General features: G+C 68.5%; 10 protein-coding genes. 7 read left to right on the top strand and 3 right to left on the bottom strand.

Translation table 11 applies throughout. From position 1 onward, the window contains the following. Positions 1–41: 41 nt before the first annotated feature. The 3 genes from AC07SQ_RS28590 to AC07SQ_RS28580 are packed head-to-tail and all read right to left on the bottom strand — an operon-like array spanning position 42 to position 3,983. Positions 42–2,072 (bottom strand): transglutaminase TgpA family protein, encoded by a 2,031-nt coding sequence (locus tag AC07SQ_RS28590; protein ID WP_495272965.1) that lies wholly within the window; start codon positions 2,070–2,072, stop codon positions 42–44. A 13-nt stretch (positions 2,073–2,085) separates the two neighbouring features. Then, the gene (locus AC07SQ_RS28585) at positions 2,086–3,066 is read right to left on the bottom strand and encodes a DUF58 domain-containing protein (RefSeq protein ID WP_307694092.1); all 981 of its coding nucleotides are present in this window, start codon (positions 3,064–3,066) and stop codon (positions 2,086–2,088) included. Next, positions 3,063–3,983: an AAA family ATPase gene (locus tag AC07SQ_RS28580; protein ID WP_495272966.1), complete on the bottom strand. Its 921-nt coding sequence runs from the start codon at positions 3,981–3,983 to the stop codon at positions 3,063–3,065. Before AC07SQ_RS28580 ends, AC07SQ_RS28585 begins: the two co-directional genes overlap by 4 nt. 89 nt (positions 3,984–4,072) lie before the next feature. Between AC07SQ_RS28580 and AC07SQ_RS28575 the strand changes: the two genes are divergently transcribed. From AC07SQ_RS28575 to AC07SQ_RS28545, 7 genes are all read left to right on the top strand, one after another. Further along, positions 4,073–5,026, top strand: coding sequence for a histone deacetylase family protein (locus AC07SQ_RS28575; RefSeq protein WP_062482261.1), 954 nt, complete (start codon positions 4,073–4,075; stop codon positions 5,024–5,026). Positions 5,027–5,065: 39 nt separating this feature from the next. Beyond that, positions 5,066–6,355, top strand: coding sequence for a mechanosensitive ion channel family protein (locus AC07SQ_RS28570; RefSeq protein WP_495272967.1), 1,290 nt, complete (start codon positions 5,066–5,068; stop codon positions 6,353–6,355). 137 nt (positions 6,356–6,492) lie between these two features. After that, positions 6,493–7,242 carry an electron transfer flavoprotein subunit beta/FixA family protein gene (locus tag AC07SQ_RS28565; RefSeq protein WP_070060185.1) on the top strand — a complete coding sequence of 250 codons (750 nt, stop codon included), beginning with the start codon at positions 6,493–6,495 and terminating at the stop codon, positions 7,240–7,242. A 2-nt stretch (positions 7,243–7,244) separates the two neighbouring features. Further along, positions 7,245–8,177: an electron transfer flavoprotein subunit alpha/FixB family protein gene (locus AC07SQ_RS28560; RefSeq protein ID WP_495272968.1), complete on the top strand. Its 933-nt coding sequence runs from the start codon at positions 7,245–7,247 to the stop codon at positions 8,175–8,177. A gap of 87 nt (positions 8,178–8,264) precedes the next feature. After that, positions 8,265–10,055 (top strand): acyl-CoA dehydrogenase, encoded by a 1,791-nt coding sequence (locus AC07SQ_RS28555; RefSeq protein ID WP_495272969.1) that lies wholly within the window; start codon positions 8,265–8,267, stop codon positions 10,053–10,055. Positions 10,056–10,135: 80 nt separating this feature from the next. Further along, complete coding sequence (locus AC07SQ_RS28550; RefSeq protein ID WP_062482679.1) at positions 10,136–11,098, top strand: NAD(P)H-dependent flavin oxidoreductase; 963 nt, start codon at positions 10,136–10,138, stop codon at positions 11,096–11,098. 74 nt (positions 11,099–11,172) lie between these two features. Further along, positions 11,173–12,267, top strand: a complete 1,095-nt coding sequence (locus tag AC07SQ_RS28545) for an acyltransferase family protein (RefSeq protein ID WP_062482677.1) — start codon at positions 11,173–11,175, stop codon at positions 12,265–12,267. Positions 12,268–12,407: the final 140 nt, after the last annotated feature.

Here is a 12,407-nt window from a genome sequence, read left to right as displayed (position 1 = left end):
CATGCGCACTTTCGGGCGACACATGTGGTTGCAGCCGCGCGTCAGGCGCGCGGCGGCGTGGGCGGCCAGGGCAGCCGGCGGAACTCGGCGCGCAGCGCGGCGAGCGAGGCCGATGGGCCGGATGCGGCGGGCGCGTAGCGCTGGGCTTCGAGCTTCAGCAGCCAGTCGCGCACGGCCTGCGCGGCGGGCCCGAAGCGGGCGTCGGCGGCCTGGGCCATCTGGCGCGGCGGCGCTGTCTCGGGCAGCGGCAGGCCGGCCTTGGCCAGGCGCGCGCGGGCCCGGCCCAGCAGGCGCAGCCACGGGTCGTGCCGGCTGCGCTCCCACAGCGTCCAGCCGGCGCCGGCCAGGCTCGCGGCCACCAGCAGGTACAGCAGCACGTAGCCCAGGTCTTCCAGGCTCGGGGCGTTGAAGCCCAGGGTCTTGAGCAGGTCGAGCTGGCGGCTCTGCGTGTAGTTGAGCACCCACTGGTTCCAGCCGTTGTTCACGGCCTCCCAGGCGGCGCGCAGGTTCTGCACCAGCGTCGGGCTCATGACGCCGATGGCGCCGGCGAACAAGCCGGGCTGCGGCGTGAGGCGTTGGAACTGCCCGATGCGGCCCGGCGCGACCGAGCCGGTCGGGTCGACGCGCACCCAGCCCGCGCCCTCTTGCCAGACCTCGGCCCAGGCGTGCGCGTCGCTCTGGCGCACCACCCAGTAGTTGTCGACGTTGTTGAGTTCGCCGCCCTGGTAGCCGGTGACGATGCGCGCCGGAATCTGCAGGTTGCGCATCAGCACCACGAAGGCCGAGGCGATGTGCTCGCAGAAGCCTTCCTTGCGGTCGAACCAGAACTCGTCGGCGGTCTCGTTGCCGTACACGCCGGGCTCCAGCGTGTAGGTGTAGCCGCCGGTGCGCAGACGTTGCAGCGCGGCCTGCACGAAGGCCTGTGCATCGGCGCCGGCCAGCGTGGGGTCGGCGCGCATCTGGGCGGCAAGCGCGGCGGTGCGCGGGTTGCTGCCGGGCGGCAGCGCCAGGTAGGGCTGGAGCCGGCCGCCCGTGCGCACGATCGGGCCGCTCTGGAACTGCGGGTGGCTCTCGGCGCGGTAGCGCACGAGGTCGGTGATCGGCCGGTTCACGAACCACTGCAGGTCGGGCGTGCCGGTGACCTCGTAGCCGGGCACCTCGGGCGCGCGCGGCGCGGCGTCGAGCGTGAGCAGCCACGGGCGCTGGCTGGCCTCGAGCGTGACCTCGTAGCGCACCGGCTCGCCGCGCGTGCGCAGGTTCGACACCGACTGCCCGCTGCGCGCCCAGGTCGGCAGCGCCGTCCATTCGCGGCCGTCGAACTGCGCCAGCACGGGGCCGCGGAAGTACAGCTGGCTCTGCGGCGGCGCGCGGTTGTCGTCGAACTTGATGCGCGCGGCGATGCTCCCGTCGAGCGCCAGCTCGGCGATGGTGCCGACCCGCATCGTGTTCGACAGGCCGGTGCGCCCGGCCATGGCGTCGCCGGGCGTGCCCCACAGCGGCGCGAAGCGCGGGAACAGCAGGAACAGCGCGAGCATCACCGGCGCGCCCGCCAGTGCCATCCAGCCGGCCATGCGCGCGGCCTGCATCAACGGCGGCCGGCCCACCGGCATGTGGGCGTTGACCAGTGCAGTGAGCAGGCCCAGCAGCGCCAGCAGCATGGTGAAGGCGGTGAGCAGCGACTGCGAATAGAAGAAGTTCGTGAGCATCGCGAAGAAGCCCAGGAAGAAGACCACGAAGGCGTCGCGCCGCGCGCGCAGCTCCAGCGTCTTGAGCGCCAGCAGGCACACGACCAGCGTGACGCCCGCGTCGCGGCCCAGCAGCGTGCGGTGGGTGGCGTAGGTGCCGGCCAGCGCCAGCGCCAGCAGCGCGATGCGCCACCACTTGCTGGGCAGCGGGCGCGCCTGTACCGCCAGCGAGGCGCGCCACAACAGCACCATGGCGGTGATGGCCGAGCACCACCACGGCAGCTCGTTCACCTGCGGCAGCAGGATGAGGCCGATGACGCAGAGCAGGAACAGCGTGTCCCGTGCGTCCCTCGGCAGCGCGGTGAGTTCGCGTACAACCCGGTTCATGCGGCGACCTCGTTCATGCGCACAGCGCCAGCGCTTCGAGGCAGGCGCGCCGGTGCGCTTCGCCCTGCGACGGTTTCACCGTGCGGCCGGCGACGCGCACGCCGTAGTCCACGCCCAGCCGGTCGGCCATCAGCACCCAGGCGCACAGGCGCGACAGGCGGGCCTCGATGTCAGGCAGCGCGGCGGCGTGCGCGTCGAGCCAGAGCTCTTCGCGCTGCGTGTGCTGCGTGTCGCGGCTCACCAGGTCTTCGGAGCCGTTGGCCTGCGCGCGGGCGGCCTTCTTCCAGACCACGAGCTTGAGCGGATCGCCGCGCCGGTAGGCGCGCACGCCGTCGTATTCGCCGGCGTTCTGCGCCCGCACCGCGGCCGACGCGGCGGCGGGCCCCGAGAGCGGCTCGCCCGCCGGCAGCGGCGGCGGATGGGCTTCGGGCGTCGGGTACACGAGCAGCTGGGCGGCCGGGCGCCAGACCGTCCAGACGCGGAAGGTGCCGAGCGGAAAGCGCGTCTCGGCGGTCAGCGGCGGCACCGGGTGCAGGCCGCGCCGCTCGGGCTGGAAGGCGATCTCCACCGTGGCCGTGCCTTCGGCGGGCACGTCGGTCCAGGCCCACTGGCCGCTGCCGCGCACGGCCATGCCGATGCCGTAGCGCACGCTGCGCCGTTCGTTGTGCAGCACCACGCGCAGCACCGCCGCGGCGCCCGCGAACTGCGCCTCGGGCGGCACCATGCGCAGCGCCAGCCCGCGCAGCGTGGCGTGGCACACATGCATGCCCACGGCGACGCTGCCGGCCAGCAGGAAGGTCAGCAGGTAGCCCAGGTTGAGCTGGTAGTTGATCGACGCCACCAGCAGCACCAGCAGCGTGGCCGCCAGCGTCCAGCCGGCGCGCGTGGGCACGATGTAGACGTTGCGCTGGGTGAGCTCGAGCGTGTCCGACGGGGCCCGGCGCGAGAGGAACCAGCCGTCGATGCGCGAGCGCAGGACGCCGACAGGGTTCACGGCAAGGGCACCGCGGCAATCATGGCGCGGACTTGCTCGACCGCGCCGCGGCCCGCGTCGCCCACGGGCGTGAGGCGGTGCGCGATGGTCTGCGGCAGCACGGCCTGCACGTCGTCGGGCGCCACGTAGTTCCGGTTGGCCAGGAGCGCCTGCGCCTTGGCGGCGCGCAGCACGGCGATGCCCGCGCGCGGCGACAGGCCCTGCAAAAACCAGCGGCCCGAGCGGGTCGCGGCGATCAGGTCCTGCAGGTAGTTCAGCAGCGGCTCGGCCGCATGCACCTGCTGCACCCGCTGCTGCAGGGCGGTGAGTTCGCCGGCGGTCAGCAGGGCGGGCAGGCCGGCGAGCATCTCGCGGCGGTCGGCGCCGGCCAGCAGCTGGCGCTCGGCCGCGCGGTCGGGGTAGCCCAGCGAGATGCGCATCAGGAAGCGGTCGAGCTGCGATTCGGGCAGCGCGAAGGTGCCGAGCTGGTCCTGCGGGTTCTGCGTGGCGATCACGAAGAAGGGCGAGGGCAGGGGGCGGGTCTCGCCCTCGACCGTGACCTGCTTTTCTTCCATCGCCTCGAGCAGCGCGCTCTGGGTCTTGGGGCTGGCGCGGTTGATCTCGTCGGCCAGCAGCACCTGCGCGAAGATCGGCCCGGGGTGGAACACGAAGGCCTGCTGGCCCCGGTCGTAGATTGCGACGCCCGACAGGTCGCCCGGCATCAGGTCGGCCGTGAACTGCACGCGCGAGAACTGCAGGCCGAAAGTGTGCGAGAGCGCATGGGCCAGGGTGGTCTTGCCGACCCCCGGCACGTCCTCGATCAGCAGGTGCCCGCCCGCCAGCAGACAGGCCACGCAGTCGCGCACCTGGGCCTCTTTGCCAACAATCACCGTGTTAAGCTGACTCAGCAAAGTGGCTAGCTTCGCAGCAACGTCCATATTTGTATCCATATGCAAACGATACCGTAAGACCTTGCGGCCCCATGCTGCGTGAGGTCTAGACGCGACGACACGAGACACGGCGAGAGATGGGCAAGACAGGCTACTTCACGCATCGCGACTTCTGGAAGCACGACATGGGCAACGGGCATCCCGAATGCCCCGAGCGGCTGGATGCCATCGAAGACCGGCTGCTTTTGACCGGCGTCGGCGACGCGCTGGCGCGGGGCGAGGTGCCCCTGGCCACGCTGGAACAGATCACCCGGGCCCACAGCCACGCGCATGTCGAACACCTCGAGGAACTGCAGCAGCGCCTCGTGGCCGACGCGCCCGCCGGCGGCCCCGACCATGCGCAGGTCGACCCCGACACCGTGCTCACCCGCTTCACCCTGCTGGCCGCGCGCCGCGCCGCGGGCGCTGCCGTGGCGGCCACCGACGCCGTGATGGCCGGCGAGATCGAGAACGCCTTCTGCCCCGTGCGCCCGCCGGGCCACCATGCCTGCCGGGAGCAGGCCATGGGCTTCTGCTTCTTCAACAACGTGGCCATCGCCGCGCGGCACGCGCTCGAGGTGCACGGCCTGGACCGCGTGGCCATCGTCGATTTCGACGTGCACCACGGCAACGGCACCGAGAACATTTTGTCGAACGACCCGCGCGTGCTGATGGTCGGGTTCTTCCAGCACCCGTTCTATCCGTACAGCGGCACCGAGCACCCGGCCTCGAACATGCTGAACCTGCCGATCCCGGCCTATACCAAGGGCATGGATGTGCGCGAGCTGGTCGAGGCGATCTGGATGCCCCGGCTCGAAGCCTTCAAGCCGCAGATGGTCTTCATCAGCGCCGGCTTCGACGCCCACCGCGAGGACGAGCTGGGCCAGCTCGGCCTGAACGAAAACGACTTCGCCTGGATCACCGGCCGCGTGCGCGATGTCGCCAAGCGCCATGCGCGCGGGCGCATCGTCTCGCTGCTTGAGGGCGGCTACCACCTCGATGCCCTGGCGCGCAGCGTGGAAGCGCACATCCGCGTGCTGGCGGACCTGTAACCCGGTTGGCGCCCGCGGGGCGCCCTGCTTCTTTCACCGATGAATTTCAATTTCGACGACTTCCTCCAGCGCCTGCGACAGGTCGATGCGCACGGCCTGGGCATCGAACTCGCCGTGCTCGTGGCCTGCGTGGGCGTGGCATGGGCGGTATGCAAATGGTTCGGGCGCGACCAGCCCAAGGATTCGATCTGGTTCGGCGAACGCACCTTCGACGGCCTGCTGTTCCCGCTGCTCGCGCTGGTGCTCACCGGCATCGCGCGCCGCGTGGCGCTCGATGTGCTGCCCGTGGTGCTGGTGCTGCGCATCGCCGTGCCGGTGTTCCTGTCGCTGGCGGTCATCCGGCTGTTCGCGCGGGTGCTGCGGGCCGTGTTCCCGACCTCCAGCCTGGTGCGGCTGATCGAGCGCACCATTTCCTGGCTGGCCTGGATCGCCGCCGTGCTGTGGATCGTCGGGCTGCTGCCGCCGGTGCTGGCCGAACTGGACGACATCACGCTGGCCTTCGGCAAGACCCGCGTGAGCCTGCAGACCATCATCCAGGGCGCGTTGTCGGCGGGGCTGGTGCTGATGATCGCGCTGTGGATCTCCAGCACCATCGAAAAACGCATCCTGCGCGAGGCCGTGAGCGACCTGTCGATGCGCAAGGTGGCGTCGAACGCGGTGCGTGCCTTCCTGCTGTTGATCGGCCTCTTGTTCGCGCTGTCTGCGGTGGGGGTCGACCTCACGGCGCTGTCGGTGCTGGGCGGCGCGCTCGGCGTGGGCCTGGGCTTCGGCCTGCAGAAGCTGGCGGCCAACTACGTGAGCGGTTTCGTGATCCTGCTGGAGCGCTCGATCCGCATCGGCGACAACGTGAAGGTCGACACCTTCGAAGGCCGCATCACCGACATCAAGACGCGCTACACGCTCATCCGCGCGGGCAACGGGCGCGAGGCCATCGTGCCGAACGAATCGCTGATCACCGGCCGGGTCGAAAACCTGTCGCTGGCCGACCGCAAGTTCAACATCACGACCAACATCGTGGTCGGCTACGAGAGCGACGTGGCGCAGGTGCAGGGCATCCTGTGCGACGCCGCCAAGGCCCAGCCGCGCGTCATGACCGACCCGGCGCCCATCGCCTACCTCGTCACCTTCGCGCCCGACGGCCTGGAGTTCAGCCTGAACTTCTGGGTCGCCGACCCTGACAAGGGCAAGGACAACGTGCGCTCGGCCATCAACATCGCCATCCTCGAAGGACTGCGCGCCGCCCGCATTGACATTCCCTATCCGCAGCGGGTGTTGCGAGTGGAATCTTTGCCGGCGGGAATGGCCGCAGCGCCTCCCGCTGTTTTATAATCACGGAAAAGCACGATCGTTCTTTTTTTCAGCCCTCGAGGCCGACAAGAAGAATGGAGAGGCAGCCAAGGCCGGCGTCCTAAAATGGCAGGCTGCTCTCGAAGCCCCCCTTTTTGCAATCCAATGGAGTCAAGTCAATGAAGGTTCTTGTGCCTGTCAAACGGGTCGTCGATTACAACGTGAAGGTGCGCGTCAAGAGCGACGGCACCGGGGTGGACATTGCCAACGTCAAGATGAGCATGAACCCCTTCGACGAGATCGCTGTCGAAGAAGCGGTTCGGCTGAAGGAAAAGGGCATCGTGACCGAAGTCATCGCCGTCTCGTGCGGCGATGCCAAGTGCCAGGAAACCCTGCGCACCGCGATGGCCATCGGTGCCGATCGCGGCATCCTGGTCGAGACCGCTGAAGAGCTGCAACCTCTCGCGGTTGCCAAGCTGCTCAAGGCGCTGGTCGACAAGGAACAGCCCCAGCTGATCATCCTCGGCAAGCAAGCCATCGACGACGACGCCAACCAGACCGGCCAGATGCTGGCTGCCTTGGCCGACCTGCCCCAAGCCACCTTCGCCTCGAAGGTCGACCTCGCAGCTGACAAGGTCACCGTCGCACGCGAAGTCGACGGCGGCATGGAAACGCTCACGCTCACGCTGCCCGCGGTCATCACGACCGACCTGCGCCTGAACGAGCCGCGCTACGTCACCTTGCCCAACATCATGAAGGCTAAGAAGAAGCAGCTGGACACCTTCAAGCCCGAAGACCTGGGCGTGGACGTCAAGCCCCGCCTGAAGACTCTCAAGGTCAGCGAACCGCCGAAGCGTGGCGCCGGCATCAAGGTGCCCGACGTTGCAACGCTGGTGGACAAACTGAAGAACGAAGCGAAGGTGATCTGAACATGACCGCACTTGTTATTGCCGAACACGACCACGCCAGCATCAAGCCGGCCACCCTCAACACCGTGACCGCCGCCCTGGCTTGCGGTGGCGACGTCCACATCCTCGTGGCCGGTGCCAACGCCGCCGAAGCCGCCAAGGCCGCCGCGCAGATCGCCGGCGTGTCCAAGGTGATCGCTGCCGATAGCGCCAGCCTCGCTGAAAACCTCGCCGAGAACGTCGCAGCCCAAGTGCTGGCGATCGCCGGCAACTACAGCCACATCCTGTTCCCCTCGACCGCCAACGGCAAGAACGTCGCACCGCGCGTGGCTGCCAAGCTCGACGTGGCGCAGATCAGCGACATCACGAAGGTCGACAGCCCGGATACGTTCGAGCGTCCGATCTACGCCGGCAACGCCATCGCCACCGTGCAGAGCACCGACGCCACCAAGGTGATCACCGTGCGCACGACCGGCTTCGATGCCGCAGCCGCCACCGGTGGCAGCGCAGCGATCGAAACCGCTGAAGGCGTCGCAGACAGCGGCAAGAGCGCATTCGTCGGCCGTGAAGTCACGAAGAGCGAACGCCCCGAACTCACCGCCGCCAAGATCATCGTCTCGGGTGGCCGCGCCCTGGGCAGCGCCGAGAAGTTCACCGAAGTGATGGCCCCGCTGGCCGACAAGCTCAACGCAGGCCTGGGCGCCAGCCGTGCCGCTGTGGACGCGGGCTACGCCCCCAACGACTGGCAAGTGGGCCAGACGGGCAAGATCGTCGCGCCGCAGCTGTACATCGCCGCGGGCATCTCGGGCGCGATCCAGCACTTGGCCGGCATGAAGGACTCGAAGGTCATCGTCGCGATCAACAAGGACGAAGAGGCCCCGATCTTCTCGGTGGCCGACTACGGCCTCGTGGCCGACCTGTTCACGGCCGTGCCGGAACTCGTGAAGGCGCTCTGATCGCTTCAACGCATTGAGCCAGAAGGCATCGTTCGCGATGCCTTTTTTACATCTGCCGCCCCCCACCGCGGCCCCTGGAGAGAAGACATGAGCTACACCGCCCCCCTCAAGGACATGCTGTTCGACATCGAACACTTGGCCAACATCGGCGAGATCGCCAAGCTGCCCGGCTTCGAAGACGCCGGCCTCGAAACCGCACAGGCCGTGCTCGAAGAGTGCGCGCGCTTCAACCAGGACGTGGTGGCGCCGCTGAACGTCGAAGGCGACCGCAACCCCTCGTCGTTCAAGGACGGCGAAGTCACCACCAGCAAAGGCTTCAAGGACGCCTTCGCGCAGTACGTGTCGGGCGGCTGGCAGGGCCTGCAGCATCCGGCGGACTTCGGCGGCCAGGGCCTGCCCAAGACCATCGGCGCTGCCTGCGGCGAAATGCTCAACTCGGCCAACATGAGCTTCGCGCTGTGTCCGCTCCTGAGCGATGGTGCCATCGAGGCGCTGCTCACCGCCGGCTCCGACGAGCTCAAGGCCGTGTACCTCGAGAAGCTCGTGAGCGGCCAGTGGACCGGCACGATGAACCTCACCGAGCCGCAGGCCGGCAGCGACCTGGCCATGGTGCGCAGCCGCGCCGAGCCGCAGCCCGACGGCACCTACAAGGTGTTCGGCACCAAGATCTTCATCACCTACGGTGAGCACGACATGGCCGAGAACATCGTGCACCTCGTGCTGGCCCGCGTGAGCGGCGCGCCCGAGGGCGTGAAGGGCATCAGCCTGTTCGTGGTGCCGAAGTTCATGGTCAACGCCGACGGTTCGCTCGGTGCGCGCAACGACGTGCACTGCGTGAGCATCGAGCACAAGATGGGCATCAAGGCCTCGCCGACCGCCGTGCTGCAGTACGGCGACCACGGCGGCGCCATCGGCTACCTCGTGGGCCAGGAAAACCGCGGCCTCGAGTACATGTTCATCATGATGAACTCGGCCCGCTACGCCGTGGGCATGCAGGGCATTGCGATCGCCGAGCGTGCCTACCAGCACGCCGTCGCCTACGCCAAGGACCGCGTGCAGAGCCGCCCGGTCGATGGCTCCATCAACGCCAGCGCGCCCATCATTCACCACCCGGATGTGAAGCGCATGCTGATGACGATGCGCGCCTACACCGAAGGCTGCCGCGCGATGGCCTCGGTGGCCGCCGCCGCCTACGACGCCGCGCACCACCATCCCGATGCCGATGCGCGCAAGCAGAACCAGGCCTTCTACGAATTCATGGTGCCGCTCGTGAAGGGCTACAGCACCGAGATGAGCCTCGAAGTGACCTCGCTGGGCGTGCAGGTGCACGGCGGCATGGGCTTCATCGAAGAGACGGGTGCAGCGCAGTACTACCGCGACGCGAAGATCCTCACGATCTACGAAGGCACCACCGCGATCCAGGCCAATGACCTCGTGGGCCGCAAGACCGCACGCGACGGCGGCCAGACCGCCAAGGCGATCGCCGCGCAGATCGAGAAGACCGAGGCCGAGCTGGCCAAGAGCGACAGCGCTGCGGCCGCAGCCGTCCTCAAGCGTCTGACCGCCGCGCGCCTGGCCTTCATCGACGTGGTCGATTTCGTGGCCGGCCAGACCAAGGCCTCGCCCAACGCCGTGTTCTCGGGCAGCGTGCCGTACCTGATGCTCGCGGGCAACCTCGTGGCCGGCTGGCAGCTCGCGCGCTCGCTGATCGTGGCGCAGGACCAGGCCTCGCACAACGTGGACGTCGCCTTCATGCAGGCCAAGATCGCCACCGCGCGCTTCTACGCCGAGCACATCCTGAACAAGGTGGCGGGCATCCGCGACAGCATCGTCGAAGGCGCCGAGAGCGTCACGGCGCTGGCGCTCGAAGCGTTCTGACGCACCTGCCGCTGTCGCCGATCTGACGGGCGGCAGCGGCCCCTTGCTCTTATAAAACCGAACCCCTTCCCGGAGACGACATGTCCAAGCTGCCTTCTGTTCTCGCGAACCTCCCGCTGCCGATCATCGGCTCGCCGCTGTTCATCATCAGCAACCCCAAGCTCGTGATCGCGCAATGCAAGGCCGGCGTGGTCGGCTCGATGCCGGCGCTCAACGCCCGCCCGGCCGCCCAGCTCGAAGAGTGGCTGATCGAGATCACCGAGGAGCTGGCGGCCTACAACAAGGCCAACCCGGACAAGCCGGCCGCGCCCTTCGCCATCAACCAGATCGTGCACAAGAGCAACGACCGCCTGGAGCACGACATGGAGATGGTCGTGAAGTACAAGGTGCCGATCGTGATCACCTCGCTGGGCGCGCGCACCGACGTGAACGACGCGGTGCACAGCTACGGCGGCGTGACCTTGCACGACATCATCAACAACAAGTTCGCGCAGAAGGCGATCGAGAAGGGCGCCGACGGCATCATCGCCGTGGCGGCCGGTGCCGGCGGCCATGCGGGCGTGAAGAGTCCGTTCGCACTGGTGCAGGAAATCCGCCAGTGGTTCGACGGCCCGATCGCGCTGTCGGGCTCCATCGCCTCCGGCGGCGCGGTGCTCGCGGCGCAGGCCATGGGCGCCGACTTCGCCTACATCGGCACCGCCTTCATCGCGACCGAAGAGGCGCGTGCGAGCGAGGAGTACAAGCAGGCCATCGTGGACGGCAACTCGGACGACATCGTCTATTCGAGCCTGTTCACCGGCGTGCACGGCAACTACCTGGCACCCAGCATCGTCAAGGCCGGCATGGACCCGGCCAACCTGCCCGAAGGCGACGTGACCACCATGAACTTCGGCGGCGGCGAAGGCAGCAAGGCCAAGGCCTGGAAAGACATCTGGGGCTCGGGCCAGGGCATCGGCGCGATCACCGAAGTGGCGAGCGCGGGCGCCTTCATCGAGAAGCTCAAGCGCGAATACCAGGAAGCACGACAGCGATTGGCACTTTGAACGGTTCGCACGCACCGGCATCGACCTCCGCTGCGAGCGGTGGCGGCGGGGCCGTGCCTGCGCGGCAGGGGCGCATGCCGCTGCTCGACGTGGTCAAGGGCCTGGCCTGTGCGCTGATCGTCGGGCATCACCTGGCGCGCTACGGCCCGATGCCGGCCGGCGCGCAGGTGCTGGCGCCCGATTTCTTCGGCTGGCTGGCGAACGACGGCCGGCTCGCGGTGCAGGTCTTTCTCGTGATCGCCGGCTTTCTGGCCACGGCGAGCCTGGCGCCCGACGGCGTGCTGCGCGTGGACCGGCCGCTCTCGCGGATCTTCCAGCGCTATGGCCGGCTGGTCATGCCGTACCTTGCGGCACTCACGGTCTGCGTACTGGTGGCCGAAGTGGCGCGGCCATGGCTGGGTGAAGAGGTGGTGCCGGCAGAGCCGAGCCTCGGTCAGCTGCTGGCGCACGGGCTGCTGCTGCAGGACCTGCTGAACTATGAGTCGCTGTCGACCGGTGTCTGGTATGTGGCGATCGACTTCCAGCTCTTCGCGCTGGCGCTCGCACTGGTCGGGCTGCCCGCCGTGCTGCGACAACCCACTTCGGCCGCGCGCTGGGCGCCGGTGGCGCTGGTGTTCATCGTGGCCGTGGCGTCGCTCGCGCTGTTCAACCGGCAGGCGCGGCTGGACGAAACGGCGTTCTATTTCTTCGGCGCCTACGGGCTCGGCATGCTGGCCTTCTGGGTCGGCCGCGCCACGCGCACCAGCACCTGGTGCAGCGCCGTCGCGCTGCTGGCGCTGGTGGGGGCGGGCGCGCTTGCCATCGACTGGCGCAGCCGCATCGCCATCGCGCTGGTGACCGCGCTGCTGATCGCGGTGGCGCAGCGCCGGCAGTGGCTGTCGCCCGCGCACTGGCCCGCGGCGGCCGTGCCGCTGCAGCAGCTGGGGCGCATTTCGTACTCGCTGTTCCTGATCCATTTCCCGGTGCTGCTCGCCGTGAACGCGCTGGTGGCGGGCCTGGGGCCGCACGGGCCGTGGGTCGACCTGCTGGGCATGGTCGCGACCTTCGGCCTGTCGGTGGGCGCGGCGGTGCTGCTGTACCGCGGGGTCGAAGCCCGGCCGGCGTCGCTGCGCAGCGTCTGCACACTTTTTGCCGCATTGCTCGTCAGCGGCCTCATCGTGTCGTACTGAAGCGCGCCGCACCCGCCGGGGTGCGGCCCTTTTTCTTCCCATTCCTTTGCAAATCTGTTGCCTTCGGGCTTCAGAGCGGGCAGTCTGCGCGAACTGCCCCTGTTGTGTATGATTGTGAATCTTTCAGTAAATACTGAAAA

Source organism: Variovorax sp. GW821-FHT06D12 (assembly GCF_059419205.1).
This window is presented reverse-complemented; position numbering and strand designations above follow the sequence as displayed.

Excerpts from the sequence above, each read along its gene's own strand:
- AC07SQ_RS28590 (WP_495272965.1), bottom strand. The coding sequence starts at position 2,072 with ATGAACCGGGTTGTACGCGAACTCACCGCGCTGCCGAGGGACGCACGG.
- AC07SQ_RS28580 (WP_495272966.1), bottom strand. The coding sequence starts at position 3,983 with ATGGACGTTGCTGCGAAGCTAGCCACTTTGCTGAGTCAGCTTAACACG.
- AC07SQ_RS28575 (WP_062482261.1), top strand. The coding sequence starts at position 4,073 with ATGGGCAAGACAGGCTACTTCACGCATCGCGACTTCTGGAAGCACGAC.
- AC07SQ_RS28570 (WP_495272967.1), top strand. The coding sequence starts at position 5,066 with ATGAATTTCAATTTCGACGACTTCCTCCAGCGCCTGCGACAGGTCGAT.
- AC07SQ_RS28565 (WP_070060185.1), top strand. The coding sequence starts at position 6,493 with ATGAAGGTTCTTGTGCCTGTCAAACGGGTCGTCGATTACAACGTGAAG.
- AC07SQ_RS28560 (WP_495272968.1), top strand. The coding sequence starts at position 7,245 with ATGACCGCACTTGTTATTGCCGAACACGACCACGCCAGCATCAAGCCG.
- AC07SQ_RS28555 (WP_495272969.1), top strand. The coding sequence starts at position 8,265 with ATGAGCTACACCGCCCCCCTCAAGGACATGCTGTTCGACATCGAACAC.
- AC07SQ_RS28550 (WP_062482679.1), top strand. The coding sequence starts at position 10,136 with ATGTCCAAGCTGCCTTCTGTTCTCGCGAACCTCCCGCTGCCGATCATC.
- AC07SQ_RS28545 (WP_062482677.1), top strand. The coding sequence starts at position 11,173 with ATGCCGCTGCTCGACGTGGTCAAGGGCCTGGCCTGTGCGCTGATCGTC.